This is a genomic window from Fictibacillus sp. 5RED26, assembly GCF_015903895.1.
Taxonomy (GTDB): Bacteria; Bacillota; Bacilli; order Bacillales; family Fictibacillaceae; genus Fictibacillus; species Fictibacillus phosphorivorans.
Genome location: NZ_JACZDU010000002.1, coordinates 418877 through 440909, shown reverse-complemented (window position 1 = coordinate 440909; position 22033 = coordinate 418877). Strand labels below are relative to the sequence as shown.

The window sequence follows — 22033 nt, the reverse complement described above, 5'->3', positions numbered from 1 at the left end:
AAAAGGAACTCTTAACGAGTTCCCCAACCGTTTGATTTGATAGTGAGAAGCGCATAAAATCTTAACGGAAATAGCATGGTTAAATGTATGATTCCATAAACAGGTGCTAATAAAAACGTAAGTGGATGTTTCAATAAATAGAATACATTTCTCGCATACGCAGATAGTGAAATATAAGCCAGATAATAAAATAGTAAAACAAAACCTACTGATGTTGCTTTAAGAACAACACTTAAAATTAATGAGAAGCCAAATAGAATCCAAAGTGACATTTCTAATATCGTCCACACTAACACGTTCGGTTTCTTTAATCCGATACCAAATGAAATTAAGCTCTCTCTAAAGAATGATTTATTCCATCTTAGTTGCTGTTTAATAAATTGCTTTAATGTTGTAGGTGCATCTGTTATACATCTTGCAGTAGATTGATAGACCGTCTTCCCTCTTAATATGGAGTAGTTTGTCAAACATCGGTCATCACCAAACTGTACGGTTTCACCAAGAAACATCTGGTTTCCATAATTCTCTAAATTGTCTTTAATAATTTCAACGCGATATGCACTTAATGGACCGCTACATACAAGAACATTTCCAGTTACTGATTGTGCAGCTCTTTCTACCCTGAATGCATTATCATAACGCATGTCTATTAACTTCGTAAGCAGATTTTCTTTTCTGTTTCTGATGTTAACATGTCCCGTAGTCGCCATCACTTTTTCATCGTTAAACGGAATGAGCAACTCTCTTACAGCGTTCGGGAACAAATCTCCATCTGAATCGACCGTTACAACAAAGTCAGCTGTCGTTCTTCTAAATGCCCATAACTGAGCATGTCTTTTTCCGCTATTCTTTTCTAACCTATGTACAACTAAGTTAGGTATAGTACCAACTGTACCCTCAAGAGTAGCTGCTACTTCCTTATTGGTGAATTCTAATTCATTCTTCATTCTCAGTGCCATGTTATATGCAGATTGGTCTTTACTACCATCATCCACAAAAAAGATTTCATGAACCGGATAATCTTGAGCAAGAATACTATTTATCGTATTTCTAATAGCTTCCGCACTTTCGTTATAAGAAGGTATGACAACAGCGACTTTTGCTTGTTGCGCTTCTCCGACAGCAGGTCTGTAAAAGAAGGATAAAGACTGCTTAGTGAGTAAGTACAGGACCATGATAGAACCGTAAACTCCTAAGAAAACATTAAACGTACCTCGAATAAAATAACTCATTGCAAACATTGCAACGATTGTGATACTAAAAATGATGGATACGAAAACTAGTTTGTTGTTTGAATTCGAGTCATCATTCTTTGATTTTTTTATGTAATCGCTAAACTTTTCATATGATATGTAATCTGATAAATCAATCATATTTTTATTAATGTGAAAAACCTCCCTATCATTATTTTGCATACTTTCTCTGTAAACAAACCCATGTTTATCCTTGTTCCTTTGTTATATTAAAGTACTAACTTAACATTATCAAGCTTTTTTACAATAATATAATAAGTTGTTTATTTCTTTATAAATAGGGTTAAATTGTTAACGTTTTCAAAATAAAATTATATGGATATATTTACATTTATCAAAAAAAGCCCCCTCATATTTTTTTATATGAGGAGGTCCTTTTTACTGTTTATTGATATTGATCATGACACGACCACCTAGAGACTTATAGTCTACAGAACTTCCATTTAGGTGAACCGAGTTAATCCCTTTGGCATCAAAATAAAGGCTAAGTTGTTTTAATTGGTTATATTGAAGTACTTGAATGTGTATTTGGTCCTTATTCATTGAAAAGAGAATCGATGAATCAATTTGGTACGTAGCATTTTTTTCAGTAACTGCTTTAGCTGCTAGCAGATTTCCGTTTGTGTTACCATTCCTATAATTTTGATAATAGTGATGATCTTCATTTTCTAGTTCTATGGTGACACTGTTCTTCGTTTGAAGTGTTCCCTTAATCTGACTGGCCTTCCCATTTTCAGAAGGACGGATAATCGTAATAAAGTCAGCTTCCTTTCCATATTTTCTTTGGATGATAACAGGTTGTGCATTCATAAGGTGTGAAGGGCCAGGTCCTGTCGAAGTTATGACCTGAACGGGATTTGATGTCGGAACAGAATAAACCTGCATGCCTGCTGTCTGATTCTTAAACACTCCGCTCCATCCTGTTAAAGCCGTTCCTGTCGATAAATTTTTGAGCTGTTCATATCCATTTTTTTGATTATAGAGTAGTGATGCTGTATCCTTTACCGCTTTCGATTTAACGGTTGTATTCAACGAGCCCATTCCATGTAGAAACCAATCATATTGATGCTCTTTGTTCGGATCTGAAACATGAAACCAATCAAGGAGATAGTCAGAATCCATCATGATTGATCGATTGTACGTAATTCCCTTGTAAGCGGAATTTGCTTCAGCATGCATATGCTTAAAGTCACCCTCATCGATAAAAGATACCATTTTTCCTTTTGACTCTAACTGTGATTGCCCATCTACAACAACAGTATTATGACTTAATGTCTGTTTATACCATGACCGATACAAAGGATGTGAATAGGCTGGAGTTCCAAAATCAGGTGCCAGATTCGTTCTTGCACCATAAATATCCAATGCTAACTTATCTAAGTGACCGTGTGATCCTCCATGTGGACCATAATCCATTAATACATATAATTGGTCTTCGTTCTTGCGTGCATTAGACCTTAATATTCCATGTCCTACATCTTTAAAATTTGAACTTTTGACTGTTGATTCTCCGTTACCGATCACATCTTCTCCAAAAAATAAGGCAAAATCACCTCTCCTATACAATGATTTATATTTTTGGTTTAGCAACCAAGAATAAGTAGGATCTTTATACCGGGTATAGGCAGATTCATAATCATTGTATCCTTTAGATGAAAAAGTATTGATCAATGAAGCTCCAAACTTTCCACCATCGTTATTAACAGGCAAGGTTAAGTTAGGATAAGCATACGATATAGGCGCATTAAACATTTGTTTAAGTGAAGCGTTTGAAAACAGGTCATAGTTCCATTTACTGACCGCTTCCCCCAAAATATTAAAAGCTGCCAATGTATACGTATGATAAGCCATAGATCCCTCCCACCAAAAGCCATCTGACATGACTCCATGCTGGATAAGATGATTGAATCCATCTGGCCCATTTACAGCACGTTCAATGTAAGAAGTATCACCTAATACTGTTCCCGCCACACCGATTGCCGCAATATGCCACGCCTGCCAGTTAGAGAGTCCTTTGGAGCTACTCGCTATTGTTTGAATGGACGGTCTAATAAGGTTGAGCTCGATATTCTTTTTACTAGCCTCGTTTAACCCTTTAAACGTATAAAGCAGGTCATATGATGTTAGGATATCGACCATTCCGACTGCCTCATCCAACGATTGCCAATACAATCTACCTCCACGATCTTGTAAGGCATAATTCGGATATTTTTTTGCATACTCGTTTATAATTCTTACCGCTTCGTTTCCGTACTGTTCGTTTCCACTTAACGCATAAGCAAGTGACAATGTCTTTAATGCAGCAATGGCTTCATTGTGTTGAAAGAATCTGTATCCTGCATCATACCGGTCGCCATAATAGTACGTATTTTCTTTTTTACAGAAATGTCCGCTCTGGTAAGTAAGGGGTGACCCATCTTTACATGTATACCAAGAGGAGTGCCCTGCTGACTGATCTGGCACTATCACTTTTAGCTTTAGTGCTTCCTGTGCCTGCCCTTCTAAATACCGCCAATAATTCTTAGCCCATTGCACATTATGTATCCTTTGCTTCGCTCGTTTTAGCTCTTGTTCACCTATAAAGGAGTTTGGATGCTTATGTTTCGAAAGTTGATAATTTGATACTTCATAGGATAGCGGAACGGTGGATTTTTGTGATGAAGAAGAAATATTCACGTACAACTCCTTGTTCTCAGACTTTGTTAATGGTTGTTTAGACTGTATAACAAATCGACCTATAGCACCAGGCGAAAGGGTTAATTTTTGCTTATCTACTTTAAACTGATTGCTGTATTTAGCTGGAATAGCCAATGAGTATTCTTGCTTAGAATGAGAAGACTTGTTTTTTATTTTCACCTCAAACTGAGCATGTTCCCGGAGAGGAACTTTTAGATTTGTTGCTGCTTGATTTAAGACATCACTAGGCTTCAAATGTATTTTCTTGTTCTCCTTATTGTGATCCACATCCAAACCTGTTAGCTCTTCCAATGTATGCTCTGAAATCATAGAAATTTTTCCGAACATCTGAGGTTTTTCAAGAACTTTAAACGACTTCCCACCAAGCTGAATACGATCTACATTCATCGTCAGAACGATCTTGCTTCCTTTGTATGTTATCGTTGCTTGTTTCCTACCTTTATCCCATCCCACTTTGGCACCTATCACTGAGAAAATATCGTCAATGGGAAGCCACAGCATATCACCTTTCCATACAGGTTCATTTTTTATGGTCTTAACTGTATTATTCCAATAGATTTTCTTGTTAAAAGTTGCTTCTGCCTTTAAAGAAGACGATGAGATGAAGGGCAGAATTAATGTTACGATAATTATAAGTTTGGTATATGTAGACCTCATACCTTTTCCTCCCAATACCTTTTTCATACTTATCGACAAGTCTCGGTATTGTTAAATACTTTTAGGAAGAAAATAGAATAGAAAAAGCTTGCAGATTCTTTCTCTGCAAGCTCAAAATGGTTTATTTACTTCTACCTTCAAACGTATAAAGGTTTGGTGTTTGAATAGCTGAAGATACGTTGTGGACAAATAACACCATGTCCAGATCTTGTTTATCAAGATAGTCATACATGTTTCCGCCATTTAAACGTAAGTCGACAACATGTACTTCTTTAAAATGAGCACTTAGAAGAGGAATCATCGGATTTGCATAGGAATCCTTTAATACCAGCACTTTAAGGTCATTGTCTGCTTTTTCATTCTTCACTACTATCTGCGATGCATTTCCACCCATATATACATTATAACGATCCGCATACATCTCTTTATCCTCTTGTTTGCTCAGATCGTAGAAAGGTTTTCCGCATTCTCCTTTGATACAAACATCGTATCCATCGTAACCCTCTTTTGGTTCCATAATCTCGATTTGATCTGCTTTTTCTGCATATGCTTTGTTTGATAAGCGTGCGGCAGATCCATAAAACTCAGGTTCTTTATATGTTTTTACATTAAAATCAGAGAGTTTCTTAGGTTCTCCAACCTCTGGGTGTTTTTCGCTTAACTCTTTGATTACTTGTTCATATCCATAGAAAGCTGCTTTTTGTTTCCAATGGTGATCTGTATAAAAGTAGAGCTGTTCCTCTTGGTTCTTTTTCTCAATCGTTTTACGAAGATTGATCTGCTCCGCTTTAGGACTTAAACCTTCTAAAAAGTTATTCATGTTCTTTTGCGAGAAGTCTTCTGCAAAAGCAGGTAATTTGTCTTTGTTGGACATCACTTTTGTAGGTGCCATCGTGTAATATACATCAAGACCTTTTGAATCACCATATTCAATGAATTTATTGATCTGTTGGTGTTCATCCTTAAGGTTCTCGATTTTATCGACAGCTTGTAGAAGGTACCCATCCTCTCCTAGAAAGACACCATTCACTTCTTTTTCTTTCATGAACTCCTTCTTGAAGCTTGAATAAAGCTGCAGCCACTCTTCTCTTTTATAGACCTGATCGTTATAGTAGGTTTCGAATTTCCCAAAATACTCACCAGACAACAGATCATCGTCCTTTTCCACTAATGGAAATGATGCCATCTCTCTGTTTTCCAGCTCAGAAATTTTGGTATCTTCCGCTAGCACCATACCTACTCCCACCGTACTGATCAATCCTACAAAAGCAACGGCTAACACTTTTTCTCCAATGATTTTTCTCATATATAGCCCACCTTAGAATCTAAAATAAATGAAAGGATTGAAGGTTGAGTTCACCATGTACGCAATAGAAAGTAAAAGTACGGTCGCGTAATAGATCGGTGCACCAATTTCGTTTCCTAATACATAAACCTTGTTTGAAGCAGTAGCTTGTAATTTATCGATTAACCACTTGAACAAAGGAGTAGCACTAATAATCGCAAGACATAATAATACGGAATAATTCGTTAGGTAGAATGCTGCTCGTTCATCAAATAAAGGAGCATTCCCAAAACCAAACATTACTTTGAGATAGCTATACGCATAGGTGAACGTATCTGCTCTAAACAGAACCCAACCACTGATGATTAATATTAACGCATAGAGATGCTGTAAGGGTCTCCACATGCGGAAAATGAGTTTCTCTAAGAACGCTTTTTCTAGTGCAATGATAATTCCGAAGTACAATCCCCATGCGATAAACGTCCAGTTGGCTCCATGCCAGAAGCCTGTTACAAACCAAACAATGAAAAGATTACGATACGTCATCAACTTGCCGTTTTTACTTCCACCTAACGGGATGTACACATAATCCCTGAACCATGATCCTAATGATATATGCCAACGACGCCAGAATTCTGAAATGGTTCTTGAGATATAAGGGTATTTAAAATTCTCTAGAAAATCAAAACCAAACATCTTTCCTAAGCCAATCGCCATATCTGAGTACCCAGAGAAATCAAAATAGATTTGAAGGGAATAGGCGATGATACCAATCCATGCCATACCTACTGACAGCTCGTTCGCTGGCGTCTTAAAGATTTCATCTGCAATGAAACCTACGTTGTTCGCGATAAGCATCTTTTTAGCCAAACCGATAATAAATCGTTTAACACCTTCAGCAAACTTACCGAATGTCTCTATCCGGTGTTTAATTTGATCCGCTACCGTTTGATAACGCACGATGGGTCCAGCAACAAGCTGAGGGAATAAAGCGATATATAAGGCCACGTTAAGTGGATTTTTTTGCACTTCCCCATCTCTTCGGTAAACATCGATCACATAACTCATCGCTTGGAAGGTGTAGAACGAAATTCCTAACGGCAGCGGTATCGGATCTACATGGATGGATAGATCAAATGCCGCGTTAATGTTTTCCACAAAGAAATTTGTATATTTAAAAATGAACAGAATCGCGATGTTAGAAAGCACCATCGCTGTCATGACCCAAGTTACAGCACGTTTTCGATCTCGCACTCGGTCAACGACAAGTCCAAACAAATAGTTAAGCACGATAGAGCCTAACATAATCAAAACAAAAACAGGTTCTCCCCAAGCATAGAAGAACAGACTATAAGCCAACAGCAAAACATTTCTAAAGCTGCGTGGTACTAAAAAATACGTGAATAAAACGATGGGTAAGAATAAAAATAAAAAGACGGTTGAACTAAATAACATGGTGTTCCTCCTGAAGTTCAAACTAATAAATAAAAATAGCTCTATTTCTTGTTATAGCCGATTACTGTGAAAGCGTCTATAAAAATTTCACAAAGAAAAGAAGCCCACAGTTAGGCTTCAGCACAAAATATATATTCGCACCATTATTCACATTCTTGGGTAATGATCTTATGTAAATTAATGGGTTTTTGTTCTTGTATGTTTGTAAGCTATTCAAAAGAATAGCGTTAATTCCCTTTGTTATATCGGTTATATTTCGCTATTGTTCAGTGTTTTAGCTTAATTTTTATAAAAAACCGAAATTAGTATCGATCCCATCTTTGGTGAATATTCATTTAGCTTGTTTCCAATCCTTAATTAAAGCATCAAGATTTTTACCAAATGTTGTATGAATGGACTCATTATCATTCTCAGTAACTAATGTTAATGTTTTTTCTTTTCCATACGTTTTCATCAGATAGTCGACAAACGAAATACTATCGATATAGTCTTCCCAGTCGGAATTGTAGGACTGGAGAAATGCTTGATCGTTCCATAATCGTTGAATGTCTAAATTCTTAGGTGCAGTTGCCACATCTTTAAAGGTTGCATAATATTGAAATTCCGAATCTAGCTCACTTTCGTACTTAACTGCATAATACTCAGATATCATATAATTCGGTGCAAAGCTATCCTTAGAATCGGTAACCTCTTTGTAGTTAGATCGATATAAAGCACCTGCATTCACATCATAATATTCTTCCTCATCTACATAGATATCGATAAATCCAGCACCTGATTGTGTATGACCTTTACCCGGTTTAAATGAAACAAGCACTTCTGAACTCTTTTTTAATAGATCTCCAATTTCTGAATCCATGTAATTACTGTACATTTCAATCTCGTCTAAGTAATATTCTTCTAGATCTTTATCCCTCTTGTAACCTTTGAAGAATAACAACTTATATTCAATATCATTGATTACCTTTGTACCTTCTTCCTTTTTATCTTCTACCTTTTTACTAGCTGTAGCAGGCACTTCTTTTTTCTCATTGCACGCACTTAAAAGGATGATAAACGAAAGAGCGGCAGCACTAATCCTCTTCATTACCTTCACACTACTCTCTATAATAGATGAAACAAGTTGAGATCACGTTCTACGATAAGCATACCGAAAAAGAGCATAATAGTAAGGAATCATGAACAGAAGAATGATGAGCCCTATTCCTAAAGTAAGGTACATTAAAGTCGGTTCGTCTTTCGGCAAGAAACTTTCACCCATATAATAAAGCGTACCAATCGACCATACGATGTTAAAGCCAAAATAAACTTTCCAAAATGATGGTGAAAACCATTTCTTTTTAAATACATATCCCCATAATCCAATGATTCCTATTATAGAGACGATTATATCGACAAAGGTCAAACTATGATAAAACTCTTTGTCTAAAAAGCTAATTCCTGTGATGATAATAAACAATATTGTGTAAACTTTCATGGTTGCATGCTCCTTGTATTTCTTTCTTCTAGCAAACGAAAAAGCTTGTAGCTCTGTACAAGCTTTTTCGACATTTTATTTACTTAAAATAACACAAATTCCAAATTTCATTGTGCTCTTATTACCTGGGAAGAGTTTCTACATAATACGGTGTGAAACTTTGGGAAGCTCTTGGCCAGGTGTAACCCTCAAATTATTTCTATTCGTCCTGTTAATTTAACTTATTTAACTGTGAATATAGCTGTTTTGCTCTTATTGCTCGCTGCATCTGTGGCATATACGCTTACTTTACTTCCTGCTTTTTGTTGCGGTATCGCAATGCTAAACGTACCTTTTAAAGCTGTGCTTTTATACGTTTTTCCTCCGGCAATCACATACACTGAAGCGTTAATCTCTGCAGTACCCGTCACTTTCGTTGTAGTATTATGGATGCTGTTTACTTTAGGCATAGATGGCGGAGTGCGATCGATAACAGACATTTTCTTTGGCTTACTCAAATTCCCTGCACGATCTTGTGTCTTAATGTCTAGGTTTTGTCCAGCCTTAATACCAGGAATAAGAAGTTTGTATTTCCCTTCCTCATCTACTTTTACAGACTTGGTGGTAGTCGTGTTCAACTGAATTCTAATGGTAGAAAAAGGTTCCGCTTTCCCGCTAACCGTGTCATACTGATCATTGACTTGGCTAACAACAGGTGTTCCAGGAGCTACCGTATCTCGCAGAACATTAATCCATTGCTCATCCATATGATCTCCATCTGCATCCTGATATTGAGACATAACCCTAATTTTTGTATTTGCTGTCAAAGGCTTATTTAAATAAAATGAAAAACTGCCATCTCTGTTAACTGTTGAACGATACTCCATACCGTCAAACCATGTGTATACCGTAGATTCAGGTTCTGCAGTACCATTTATATAAAAGTTTGAATCATAAAGAGAGTCTATATGAATGTTTGGCTCTTTCTCATCCCTTACATGAACGTTCATTGTTTCTTTAAAACCACGATAATACGCAGTAACTTTAGCACTTCCCTCGTTTACAGCAATTAACTTGCGATTCTCATCAACTTCAACGACCTCTGAATTACTTGATACAAGCGTCACTTGTCTAGGATCAAGCAGTGTTTTAGTCCCATCAAAGTAATAATCCATTCCATAGTAAGTGCTTTGTCCCGTGTTAAGTGTAATGAAAGGATCTTCAAACGCTATACGGTTTCCAGTAGGCTCCTTTAAAGGGAACTCTTGAATTTGTGTATACGTAATATGGTACTTGCTTTTACCTCTTTCAATAGCGAGGTACTCAGGGTGATTGGAAAAGCTGATTTGACTTGTATAATAATCGGATTTAATAGAAGACACGAGCTCACCGCTATCTGGGTCATAAAACTTAAGAGCATCATAATTTGTTGTGTATATTTTACCATCCGGAGTTGTATCGATACTAACCCATTTGTGGTCATCCGTCCCTTCAATGGGTTTATTAATAAATTGTGAAGAAGTTAACACTTTCTTAGCGTATTCATTCTCTCCGTCTAAAACAATCATTTGATTAGACTTTGCACTGCTTATTAAAAAAAGGCTTTCTCCATCTGGACTGTATGACATCCCCCAAATGGCATGAAAACTCTGTCTTTCTTCTAGGGCAAACGGATTAGAAATCTTGGCGATTGTTTCTTTTGTTTCAAAATTAACAACCTCTACGTCTCTTCCATGGCTAATTGCAAGAATCGGTTCGTACGGGTGCAAAGCGATCTCTGTGTTGGCTGCCTTTTCAAAGTTTTTCTCAAAAAGAACATCCTTAGTTTGTAAGTTCACAACAGCAATGTGGTCTTGTTCAATGAAATTACTTGATCCAGAGCTGCTTGCTAAAGCAACTATATTATCGTTACTAGGCTGAAAATCGAGTGCTCCCCACGTATAAGGAAGGTCATAAAGATATTCACCTGTGTTTCCGTCCCGTACAATCATATAGTCCCCTAGGGAAATCATATAAGTTCCCTCAGGACTATATTGATATGAACCCGTATTGTTATCAGAAGTGAATGTCGCGATTCGCTCACCTGAATGAACATCATACATTTCATTCGGATAGATTTTCCCCTCGGTATTTACTTGATCAGTTATAAGGATAACATCACCATTTGGGTGTAAAGCAGGATCACTACCCTCTACAGCAAATTTTATCGGCTCTGTAAGTCCCTCAGCTTTTGCAGAAATTGTACTCACAGAAGTAAAGATAAGAGAACCCGCTAATGTTACTTGCATAAACCTATTATTCATTCCTCTACCCACCACATAATCCCCGTTTCTTTTTCAAAATAATAACATGTATTATTTTACCATAGTTTCAGTAGATTGGAATGTATAAGTTATGATATTAAAGTATTTATTGCTTTCATGTGTGAATACTTTAATTCGTAAACTCACCACTCATTTTAAATTTAACTACTACCCGTTTAATCTCATTTGAATATACGTTTTTGCCCATGCAAAAACACCTCCGAATTAGTACTTTATTTAAGTGTTCCATTTCGAAGATGTTTTATATTGTCTCACTGCTAAGTTTGGATACATTTTCATTCCTTAATTTAACACAACCCAAACCACTCCATTAATCTAAAACAGATGCTACATTCACAGTGTTTTCAAAATTGTATTCTCTAGAATAAATTCCAGTCATTTTACCTATTTCACTAATTCCTAATCTTCGTAGATTTCTCTTCCTTTGGATTGCTAAGTAGATTAATAGACCTATTACAAAAAAGGATGAAATTATTGTTAAACCTATGGTTTCTGGCAAGGAACCTCCCGTTATCAAGAAGAAAAGAAATACGACACATAGAAATCCGAGTGTTATTTGACTTTCAATTTGTTTTTGCCTTTTTTTACTCATAGTTCCCCCTATTAACTTACCAATAATGTTCTAATTAAAATGTCCAATAATATTAACCATCAGAAGTGTTAGGATAAAGTATTTTTAAGCCCAAACTAAATCTTCCGCACTCACTTGCTTATCTATTAAACCTCTTCTACCTATATTGATAATTTTAAGATTAAATCTTCCTCTATAATAAACAGCACATGAAGTATTTTCTGGTGGACAATGCGAAGTAATGAGTAAAGCTTCTACATCATTCAATCGTTTTGCAGAAAATCGATTGTTCGCAGAGTACACTAATGTTCCCACTCTGATCAAGATTTGTCCTTTAATATGATATAGCCAATCCTTTTCATGCTCTTTGATTCTCTGAGCAATACTTCTTTCAGTTTTACCTATATAAAGAAGAGACTCTTTGTTCCCATACCTTCTATATATGGCATAAATACCAGTACTAAATGCTTTTTCCTGTTTATGTATACTCTCTAATTTATAGGGTCCTGACCATTTAACAACTACTAATTGTTCCATTAGGATACTCCACCTCCATACAATATATTATCGTCTGTTTTATACTGTTTTCCATATTTTTGAAAGTTATTTTTAATATTTTATTTGAATTTGAAAATATACAACACAAGGCTTTATAGACTGATGAAAAAATTCGAAATATATATAAAAGCAAGCACTAGTGACTCTAAATCTTTGTTGTTTTAAAAAGCACTAAATTAGTTACTTCTAAGTAACCAAAAAGATATTAATAACTAAATTTATAAGTTCTCAATTTGTTATTACGATCTGAATAGGATTTTTTGAAAAATTAAAAACTAGAGGAGAAATCCCCTAGTTTATTTTTGAATCGATATCGGAAGTGTCTACACCTTCTCCAAACCATTCGATAAGCTTCTCTTTTGCCTTTTGTTTTATATCTGTGTCAATATAAATAGCAACTTGGAATAATGCAACCCCTAAAGCTCCTAAATCATCTGTATAACCTACACCAACCATCACATCAGGGATCAGATCAAGAGGTAAAATAAAGTATCCTAAAGCACCTATAATAGTTGCTTTTGCCTTAGTTGGTACTTCAGGTTTTTGAAGTGTGAAGTATAACAATAGAACCGCATAAACAACAGAGGCTCCTGCTTTTTTAGCATACTTCTTTAACTTCCCCCAAAACTTGTCGTCTGAAAAATGTTTACTAGTTTTTTTCATCTCTTCTTTTAATTGCTCATCTGTTGTTGTCATATTTAATTTCCCCCTTTCTTTCACATGCAGCATTTTTTACTTTACTTCTCTATTTTACAAGAATATGGACTATATTGGTAAATAAAATTCTTTTTAAAAAAAGAGCAACCAGTGAGGTTAGCTCCAGATTAAAGGTTTGAATGTTCCATAAAGGGAGCACCCTTGTTGCTATAAGGACGTTTATTATTAGCATTACTTCTTTAAATTGATGTAGACTTTTGAGATTGTAATATGATAGCGGCATTGAATACATTAAATATGGTCAGCACATCCAACGTTACCTCCGACTTACAACTTGTATGTTTCTTGTTGTTCACAAAAATACTTCATTTTAGCCTCCTCTTAGGACGTTATTGGTGTGCAAACTTCAGTGGCATATTAAATTACTCCTACTAAAGTTATCAATCACATTTATGCTTTTTATTAAGCGGAACATCATTCTTGAATAAAAGTTAATATGTTCCATAGCAATTCAAATAATAATACACTTTTAGTTTCTCTGGATATAGCTCTAATAGTTCACCTAAATCTGCTTTTGCTCCTTTTCATTCTTTGTTCTGCTCCATATGTCACATTCTTACCTTTATCCACTCGTGCTTATTTAACAAACCTGCTCGTTTTTCCAATAAATTTGATTATGGAAAAATAGAAAATATCTAATTATTTTTTGAGCCTTTAATTTGAAGCCGATAAATACTTATAATGACTTTTAAACTTCCATTTTGAATTAAATATTAATATAGCTCTTAACAATGATATTGTAATACGTAGTATTCGCCCCTGCTTTGCTAACCAAGAGGAAGCATTGTTTGTTCTAAAGTTATTATTACTAATCCAGCTATCCAATAGAGAGCCTACAATAGGAACACCGGGTACTGATCTCCATAGAAGTAAATTTATTAATGAGCCTAAGAGATAAAAAGCTTATCGGTCCCCCTAATATTTTTAGACCATCGCCTCGTTTCTTACTCTATCTTTTAAAAAAGTAGCGTTTATTATTATTAAAAACTCACTTTTTGATATATCCTGCCCTTTAGTTCAACAATGGTTTTATTTATATTAGACAAAAAAGACCATCGTAAGTGACGGTCTTTTTTATGATTGCATTTTTGCTGGAAACTCATAAACTAGTTTTAATAGCATGACTAAAAATTCAAATGCATTATATGCATCTTCTTTATTAATGTCAGGGATTTCGTGTGTTGCAGTATTTCCAATAAGTCTTATTTTATCTACCCAAGGTTTCATTTTTACTGTTATGTAACCATTGGTTTCAATATAATCTACATAATATGCGAATGTTTTATTTTCTTCTGCACCTTCAAGTACAGCAAGATTCATTAACATTTTCCTACACAATAAAACAGTTGAATTAAATAAACCTGATGAGATTGCCTCCCTAGTTTCACTATATAGTTTTCCTAGAGACCCTGGGAGGTGTTCTATATTTGTAACCACTTTGGAATTCGGTATTTGAATACCCAAATCAGAAAGTAAAAAAGTTGGCTGATTACAAGCAGTACATATAAGGATATATGAACCATCGTCGTAAAATCCATCTTTGTTCATTCTTTGTAAAACATAGCCCCCACTTGATGCAGTTTCAGTTCCACAATGACCGCAAGTATATTTTTGTCCAGAGATATCTTGTGTATCAAGCCATTCACCATTTAAAAACAAACCCAACACCCCTATCTGATATAAGAAAATGATACCAATTAACTTAATTACTGTAAATCACACAGAAGATTAAAGTACTTGAAATGGACAATAATCTTTACAAATGAACCCGTCAACTAAATAAAAAGAAGCTGCTTCAGCTTCTAATGGCTTCCCTTCTGAAAGAGAAAATTGTAATTCGTTCTCTTGTTTATGTTTTCCTAAGATGACCCTATGCTCTTATTTTATTTCATTTAGTTACTTGATCGAAATTGTACGTTGACTAACCTGACGATTAGAGATGTATATAATTTCAATAGGCATCTTATTCAAGTAACATCTTGATAATTATACCGAACATTCGTTCTTAAATCTAATGTGAACAGAAGGTATATTCGTATATAATTATTTTCATAAGAAGTGATTTTATTTGAGATACGGAATTTTGTTTACAGTTAAAGGCAAGACAGAAAGCAGAAAAGTTACCGTTATGGATTTTAAAAAGGAAAGAACGATCACATTTTTTGTGAAAGAAATAGAGAGTGATGAAATGGAAGACGATTTGAAGGAGTATATGCACGGGCAGCTTGTGAAGGTTGAGCGTGGATATTGGGATTATTCAGGAACATATATGAATAGGTAAATTAAAAAGCACTCTTGTCGCTAGAGTACTTCTAAGATGATTACTTCTTTTCTTTTGCTTTTTTCTTTAAATACTCCCGATGTTCCTCAGGAGTTACTTCCCAACAAAATGCCTTTTTACCAACATCTTTAGCAAAAATTCTTCTTCCTTTAACAGTGATATACGGTCTACAAATTAACATTATTATCACATCTCCTCTACAAGTTAGGTATAAAACCCTTGCAGGGGGTGAAAGATAATGATACATTTATTAATATCAATTCGCCAAAATTGAAATAAATGTAGCGACATTCATCATCTTATGTACGTTACATCAACGTCGGCCCTCTGCAAGGGCTATTTTTTTTGCTGTTCATAGCTCACAACCTCTCTCTATATATTCTTTATTTGAATTCTTGCAACATCTAATGAAACTCCGCAAGATAAAGCCACTTCTTTGATTGATAAACCCTTTATTAAATGTGCTGGGGCAAGTAACTCTGCAGCAAAAGTGTTTGCTTGCCATTCGGGACTTTTAAAAGCTGGTATGCTATCAGCCTTTTGACTTCTTGCAAGTGCAATACTCCCGGGTTTATGCAGAAATAGATGACCTATTTCATGTGCAACTGTAAATCTATCTCGCGCAATCCCCTCTATTGCATTAAGATAAACATCCTCACGAAGTCTGATAACATTCTTTTCTGGAAAAGTCACACCGTACTCATACTTCAATTCTTCAATTGGTACTACTTCCATAGAAAATGAAGGAGATATTTTGGGTAGTAACAACTCTAAAAATTGTACAATCGGAAAAAATTTTTCTTCATGTAAATCTAAAGCTCTTCTGATTGCATACGTTAGATCCCTGATACTTTTCCTCGAAGTTGGATTGGCTACATATACCGACATTTAATCCCTCCCTTTATTTTTTTGGAGGATATCTTTTATCAGTATCTTATCGTCTTCATTCAAGCCTTGGAACTTTCTCGCTAAAGCTAAGACAGTATTTTTATCCTCGTTGTTATAGCCTTCAAAATCTATCTTAACAACCTTTTGTGAATCCTGTACGACTTGATTAAATTCCATTTGCTGCTCTGCATTTAGTGTATAAATGCTAATTATTTTTTCAGTCCACTCACGAGGAACGTTTCTTTTTCCGTTTTCTACAGCGGATAAATACGAGGAAGTCACCCCTAGTTTTCCAGCCATATCTTTTAAAAGTTCTCCGTTATCAATTCTTAGTTTCCTGCAAAACTTACCGAAAGGTGTCAACATGAGATTGTTCCTCCTTTCTAATATTAAATTATCTTACTACCCATATAATAACTCTCCCTGTTAATAGAGTCAACAATTTTTGTTGATTTTTTTCACTTCGTCTGTAAACTTCAAAAATGCTTCTCTATGAAGATAGGGGCGCAGCTTGTAGAATAAAATAAGATGATGTTTGAGGGGAGAAATACACATATTATCTAAGCATTATACTGAAGAACTTCACCAAGTAACTCTAGCAGCTCTTGACGAGCTTGTACCTTAGGATCATTTGGTACGAAAAATTGACCAAGTAATGGATTTTGACTTTATTATGATGCCGTAAAACATACATATTCTTTGGATAACGGAAGACCGAGCTTGGATCCTGTTGTGCTAGTCAAATGTTCTTTCCTCAATATTTATTTGGTATCCGTTCCATGCGTCAGATGATAAAAGAGATTTAAACGAATGTCGCTTACCGTTGGTTTTTAGGATATGATATCGAAAAGATTTCTCATTTCACAACCTTATAGGTAAGAACTACGCACTGCGTTTCCATGATAGTACTCTCTTTGAACAGATTTTCTACCACATTCTTCGTGAAGCTACGAATTATTGCTTGTTGGTTTCGCAGATGCGAAAGAGATGCATTGTATGCGTTGGACGAAGCTAAGAGGGTTTAAAAAAAGTTTCTGCGCATGCGATGCTTACTTTCACTACCATAGATCTAAAAAAGCTGATAAACTGGACATGGGGAGGGCCATGACCAGTGTAATCCAGGTGAGTTTTTTCAAAAATAGGACTAAAAAACTAAAGACCCATTTGTTGAGTAACATACTTTTAATAGGTGCGTATTATGCTCTTTAAGTAAGTTACTGCTATTATTATAATGGTAATATTGCTGTATTTTATTAAATATCCATATCATCTTCAACTTCCTCAGTTTCAAAATCTGCCTCGATTTCCTCTATTCTCAAGGCTAAGTAATCTTTGATTTCAACAAGAACATCTGGTAGGTCTCTAATTATAGGTTGTGACAATAATAAGTTCTCTTTGTAAAATTCCATATATGATTTCTTTTTGTTGTCCTTGTTTGCGTTTTCGGGGATTAAATATTTAGCTATACTGTTTTCTAAATCAGATTGTAAATCAGCAGAATACAATATTAGATGATAATTTTGAAACCAGTATTGTTCATCATAATTTCCTTTTAGTAAATCAATTTCTTCTTTATTGAATAAACCATCTTTTAAGTAGTATGAAATTAATATTTGATTGTTTGAATCAATTACTTGAGCTTTAGTTTCTGTGAATATAGCTTCAAAATTTAATATTTTTATTGCGTAATAAAAATATAATTGCTCTTCGTTGAATTGTTTTTTTAGTACTTCTCTATATCTAACTTGCAGAAATTTGTACAGTTTTTGATTATCAAATTTGCTCATAGCATTAAATTTGTCAGCTGTATATAACATAGCCTCAGGAGATAAGTTCAAAAGAAAGCATAATTGATGGTAGTCATAATCCTTAACCAGATATTCCTCTAGGTTTAACTCTCTGAAATATTTTGTCTTAAAAAAGTTATTAATTAGTATTTTTTTGAGTTTATCATCCTGTAATTTGGATAGTCTAAAAACAAGTTGATTTATGAAATATAGCTTGTTATCATCTCTTTCCTCACGAAATCTTACGTTACAATGCGCTATTATCTTTTTCCAATACCTTGCAACTAAGTTGTAATTGTTAAAAGTTTCATAGGTCCATACTTCCTTTTTATCCTCATTTCTTTCAAGTTCAAATTCTTCTAATATTTTATCAAATATCTTTATTACCCTATCAGCATCATTTCTATTGCAGAAAAAGTAAAAGTCATCTGAAAAATAGGAAAACTCACAGTCTATTCCTGATTCTGTAATTTCCTTTTCAATTTCACAACTGATATTTTTCAAGTTAAGTTCTGCAAAATATAATGACAAGTAATTCCCCATTATTAATCCATTTGTTTTTCCTTGATTCATATTTGAAAGAAATCTTTCATTATGCCCCTGAAAATCTATTAAATGGGTATATATTCTTCCGTAATATTCCTTAATATCTATTTTTAATAGATGATCATATATGCATAATTTATTAAAATCTTCCTCTAACTGTCTGTCATATTCTCCTGATACAAAATCTCCGGTATTAATGTTTGCAGATAAGCGTTTATGTAAAGGATCCAAACTTTGAATTGAATCGAAATATAATAAACCCTTAAAATGTTCATAAGCAGCAGCAAAATTTAAGATATTTGGCATCTTAAGAGTACGATAGCTATTCTCTTGTTTTTTTACTCGAAAATTAAAAGGTTTAACCCAGCATAAATCATATATATCAAATGAATTTATATTGTTTGGAAACCTAAGAGTATCAATATCTAGAAAATGCTTAACCGCGTTTTTAAAATTGTACAGATTATTTAATTTCATCTTTTCATCCCCATTTCATATCTTTGAAAAGCATGACCCTTATTATATAAATGTTATATTTTTCTAATTATAACAAAGAAGTCTTTACACTAGGCAAAGTGATTTACTTAATTTACTATTATTTCACAATTTGTCACGTTGATTTTTTATTTAATAAAAAGAACTCTTAAACTATAAAAAAGAACCACTGAGTGACTAATAGTCATTCAGTGGTTCTTCTCCTATGGAAGAGGGTGCTAGATTAAGATACAACAGTAATCCTTAAAATAGCACAGCTTTCATTAAGTTTTTAAAATTATTTAACTAGTACGCCGTTAGCATCTTTTAGAACTGCTTGAGCAGCTTTAACAGATACAACTGGGGTTGCTGCAGTTGCAAGAGTAAATTTAACTTGCTTAGCGTTTCCAGAAACTTCAACAAGATCGCTAACATCAGCAGCTAATAGTTCTGTACCGTTTACAGTAACTTTGAAAGCATCAAGAGCATTAGTTGTTCCTGGTACAGTGATGTTTTCATTGAATGTTACATAAACGTCAGTTCCTAGTACTTGTACATTTGTAACAGAAGCAGAAGTGTTGTCTTTAACTACTACAGATGTATTAGCTGTAGCAATAACATTCCCAGCTTTATCAGCTACATTAGATACAGTAAGGATTGCAGAAGCACCTGTAGTTTGGTTACCAATGTTAATAGATCCAGTTGGTAATACAATCTTTACAGTATCCTTAGCTGTGCTCGTGAAATAAATTTCAGTACCTGCAGGTAATGAAGCTCCATCTAACTTGTAGTTAGAAAGATTTAATGCAGTTGCAGTAACTTCTTCACTGTATACAACTTGGAATACGTTTGTATCTGCAGTTGTAACTGCTCCAGTTGGCTTAGTAGTATCGTTATTAGTTGGAGCACCTACAGTGAATGTGGAAGTTACAGCTGTAGAAGCGTTACCTAAAGCATCTGTAAAGAATCCAGCAGGAATTGTTACAGTGTAAGTACCTGCATCAAGTACTACATCACCAGCTTTAGTATCTACTTGGTAAGTTTTGTTGTCGCCAACTTTAAGAGCTGTTTCAGCATCTACAGCACTAATTCTTACGCCGTCAGCATTTTTAATAATGATGTTAGCATCCAATCCAGCAACAGTTAAATCTTCGTTGAATTTAAATTCTAACTTTTTGCTATCTGCAGAAGTTTGTGATGAAACTAGTGCAGGAGCAGTTACATCCTTAACAAAAGTTAGATTTGTGCTAAATAACTCATTAGCATTAGCAGGTGTTGAAGTATCAGTCATTGCGCCAGCAGCTACGTATAGAGTAAATGATTCGCTTGTAGATGTACCAGCGAAGATTCCGTCTCCAGCAGTAGCACCATTCAGGTCAACAGCTAATGTATAAGTCTTACCAGTAGTGTCTGTAAGATCTTTAACTAGAGATACATCAGTTTGTGTAGCACCTTTTTGTAACTTTGCAGCTACAGTATTTTGTGTAATTGCTTCGCTTAATGTAACTTTAGCAGTATTTTGACCAGTCACTTGTACACCAGTGATTTGTGGTTTTGCAGTGTCTGCAGCTGGAGTAATTACAGTACCATTAAATAGGCTCATTTCATTACCAGCAGCAGAAGCATCTTTTGCACCAGCAACATATAGAGAAGCAGTTGTGCTAGCAGCTAATCCAGCATAGTTGATTTCAACTTTAGTTGAATCAGTTAAGCTAATAGCAATATCAGCAGCAGCAACTGGGTTTCCATTCACACGAACTACAGCTGGCTTAGTTCCGATTGCTTCAGAATAGCTAACAACAATCTTACCGTTTTCGTAAGAAGTTCCAACAACTTCTGGTTTTACTTCATCAGTGTAGCTAAGTACTTTTGTGTACTTCTCTGTGCTTACAGCATTTCCGTCTTTATCTTTCTTAGTTGTAACAACAGGGTTAACTACTAATACTTGATCAGTTCCTTCAACGTCAGCAGCAAATGTAAGTGTTACTGTCTTCTTGTCAGAAGATAATTTTGCAGTTGCAGGGTTAATTCCATCTAAAGTATATTTAGCAACTTCAGAAGCATCTCCAACTACAGTGTTGTCGTCAGTTAGCTCAGAATTGAACTTAACAACGATTGTTTTAGCGTTAATCGCACTTACAGATTCAACCTTAGCTACTTTTGCAGCTTCGATTTTCTTTCCAAGCTCAGTCCAGTCAGCAGCAATGATTTCTTTAATTGTTGCAAGACCTTTTACAGCTTTGAAAGAAGCTTCAGCGTTTTTGTATTGAACTTCTGCTTCTTCTACTTTACCAGCAGCGATAAGCTTTAGACCTTCAGCAACACGGTCAGCAGTGATTGCTGCATAGTGTCCATCTTTACGATCTGCTTCTAGTTCTGCAGTAAGGTACATTGTAGCAAAGCTAGTTTGCATTTCTTTACCGTAAACTTTAGGGAAAGTTTCTTTAGCTTGCTTGATTTTAGCAGCAAGAAGAACATTTCCTTCTTTAAGAGACTCAACGTCAGCAGCTTTAACTACTGCTTGGTGTGCAGCTGGAAGAATTTCAGTTCCAACGCGCACTGCGTTGTTGTATGCGTTAGCACGAGCAACTGTGTCGATCGTACCTTGGATACGTGAAGATAAGTAAGCTTTTTGTTTAGCATCAGATAGAGCAGCGATTTTTGCTTTCGCGCGGTTAAGCTCGTCGTTTGCTTCTTTAATGTCTACTTTTGTTTTGTAGTCAGCGTTCTTTGTATACTCAGCGTGAAGGCCGTTTGCAGCTTCACGAGCTACGTTTACTTGCTTTTCTGCTTGCTCATAAGTTACTGAAGCAGCACTTGCCGGTACAGCTGCTACTAATGCACTTGCCGCAACTGCTGAAGCTGTTGCAACTTTAAATACTCTCTTGTTAGCCATGTTAAAAATGACCCCTTCCATATAGTAAATATTTTTTTACAAAATTAAACAGTACGAGATAAGTAGATTCGTAGTTTTTTAATTAACCCCGAAAAATCAGTACTATTCAATTTCAAAACCCATAAGTTATGTAGACCTACGACCTTATAACTACTATTATGAAACTATTTGGAAATAATAGTAGATTT

General features: G+C 35.1%; 17 protein-coding genes and 1 pseudogene. 2 read left to right on the top strand and 16 right to left on the bottom strand.

Annotated elements, in window-relative coordinates:
• Positions 1 to 11: 11 nt before the first annotated feature.
• The 11 genes from IHV10_RS10460 to IHV10_RS10410 form a co-directional block, all read right to left on the bottom strand.
• Complete coding sequence (locus IHV10_RS10460) at positions 12 to 1415, bottom strand: glycosyltransferase (RefSeq protein WP_231619501.1); 1404 nt, start codon at positions 1413 to 1415, stop codon at positions 12 to 14.
• Positions 1416 to 1631: 216 nt separating this feature from the next.
• Positions 1632 to 4607, bottom strand: coding sequence for a heparinase II/III domain-containing protein (locus IHV10_RS10455; RefSeq protein WP_197128858.1), 2976 nt, complete (start codon positions 4605 to 4607; stop codon positions 1632 to 1634).
• Positions 4608 to 4728: 121 nt separating this feature from the next.
• On the bottom strand, positions 4729 to 5913 hold the full coding sequence (locus IHV10_RS10450; protein ID WP_197128852.1) for a DHHW family protein: 1185 nt from the start codon (positions 5911 to 5913) through the stop codon (positions 4729 to 4731).
• A 12-nt stretch (positions 5914 to 5925) separates the two neighbouring features.
• A complete protein-coding gene (locus IHV10_RS10445) occupies positions 5926 to 7347 on the bottom strand; it encodes an MBOAT family O-acyltransferase (RefSeq protein WP_197128851.1) in 1422 nt (473 codons plus the stop codon).
• A gap of 331 nt (positions 7348 to 7678) precedes the next feature.
• Entirely contained in the window at positions 7679 to 8434 is a 756-nt protein-coding gene (locus tag IHV10_RS10440; RefSeq protein ID WP_197128850.1) for a hypothetical protein, read from the bottom strand.
• 42 nt (positions 8435 to 8476) lie between these two features.
• Complete coding sequence (locus tag IHV10_RS10435; RefSeq protein ID WP_197128849.1) at positions 8477 to 8824, bottom strand: hypothetical protein; 348 nt, start codon at positions 8822 to 8824, stop codon at positions 8477 to 8479.
• A 221-nt stretch (positions 8825 to 9045) separates the two neighbouring features.
• Positions 9046 to 11106, bottom strand: a complete 2061-nt coding sequence (locus IHV10_RS10430; protein ID WP_197128847.1) for an Ig-like domain-containing protein — start codon at positions 11104 to 11106, stop codon at positions 9046 to 9048.
• 331 nt (positions 11107 to 11437) lie between these two features.
• The gene (locus IHV10_RS10425) at positions 11438 to 11719 is read right to left on the bottom strand and encodes a hypothetical protein (RefSeq protein WP_197128846.1); all 282 of its coding nucleotides are present in this window, start codon (positions 11717 to 11719) and stop codon (positions 11438 to 11440) included.
• An 84-nt stretch (positions 11720 to 11803) separates the two neighbouring features.
• Positions 11804 to 12235 carry a GIY-YIG nuclease family protein gene (locus IHV10_RS10420; RefSeq protein ID WP_197128843.1) on the bottom strand — a complete coding sequence of 144 codons (432 nt, stop codon included), beginning with the start codon at positions 12233 to 12235 and terminating at the stop codon, positions 11804 to 11806.
• Positions 12236 to 12547: 312 nt separating this feature from the next.
• Positions 12548 to 12952: a YkvA family protein gene (locus IHV10_RS10415; protein ID WP_197128842.1), complete on the bottom strand. Its 405-nt coding sequence runs from the start codon at positions 12950 to 12952 to the stop codon at positions 12548 to 12550.
• Positions 12953 to 14047: 1095 nt separating this feature from the next.
• Positions 14048 to 14632: a DUF4145 domain-containing protein gene (locus IHV10_RS10410; RefSeq protein WP_197128840.1), complete on the bottom strand. Its 585-nt coding sequence runs from the start codon at positions 14630 to 14632 to the stop codon at positions 14048 to 14050.
• 409 nt (positions 14633 to 15041) lie between these two features.
• On the opposite strand from IHV10_RS10410, the gene IHV10_RS10405 reads away from it, so the two are divergent.
• The gene (locus IHV10_RS10405; RefSeq protein ID WP_197128838.1) at positions 15042 to 15254 is read left to right on the top strand and encodes a hypothetical protein; all 213 of its coding nucleotides are present in this window, start codon (positions 15042 to 15044) and stop codon (positions 15252 to 15254) included.
• A 40-nt stretch (positions 15255 to 15294) separates the two neighbouring features.
• Here the strand turns inward: IHV10_RS10405 and IHV10_RS10400 are convergent, their stop codons facing one another.
• The 3 genes from IHV10_RS10400 to IHV10_RS10390 form a co-directional block, all read right to left on the bottom strand.
• Entirely contained in the window at positions 15295 to 15435 is a 141-nt protein-coding gene (locus tag IHV10_RS10400) for a hypothetical protein (RefSeq protein ID WP_197128836.1), read from the bottom strand.
• Between the two features lie 191 nt (positions 15436 to 15626).
• On the bottom strand, positions 15627 to 16142 hold the full coding sequence (locus IHV10_RS10395) for an ImmA/IrrE family metallo-endopeptidase (protein ID WP_197128834.1): 516 nt from the start codon (positions 16140 to 16142) through the stop codon (positions 15627 to 15629).
• Entirely contained in the window at positions 16143 to 16508 is a 366-nt protein-coding gene (locus tag IHV10_RS10390) for a helix-turn-helix domain-containing protein (RefSeq protein WP_197128830.1), read from the bottom strand.
• A gap of 187 nt (positions 16509 to 16695) precedes the next feature.
• On the opposite strand from IHV10_RS10390, the pseudogene IHV10_RS10385 reads away from it, so the two are divergent.
• A pseudogene (locus IHV10_RS10385) lies at positions 16696 to 17091 on the top strand (transposase); the annotation flags it as partial.
• 304 nt (positions 17092 to 17395) lie between these two features.
• On the opposite strand, the gene IHV10_RS10380 reads toward IHV10_RS10385, so the two are convergent.
• Both IHV10_RS10380 and IHV10_RS10375 read right to left on the bottom strand, forming a co-directional pair.
• On the bottom strand, positions 17396 to 18952 hold the full coding sequence (locus tag IHV10_RS10380) for a hypothetical protein (protein ID WP_197128828.1): 1557 nt from the start codon (positions 18950 to 18952) through the stop codon (positions 17396 to 17398).
• Between the two features lie 295 nt (positions 18953 to 19247).
• Positions 19248 to 21845, bottom strand: a complete 2598-nt coding sequence (locus IHV10_RS10375) for a hypothetical protein (RefSeq protein WP_197128826.1) — start codon at positions 21843 to 21845, stop codon at positions 19248 to 19250.
• Positions 21846 to 22033 lie beyond the last annotated feature (188 nt).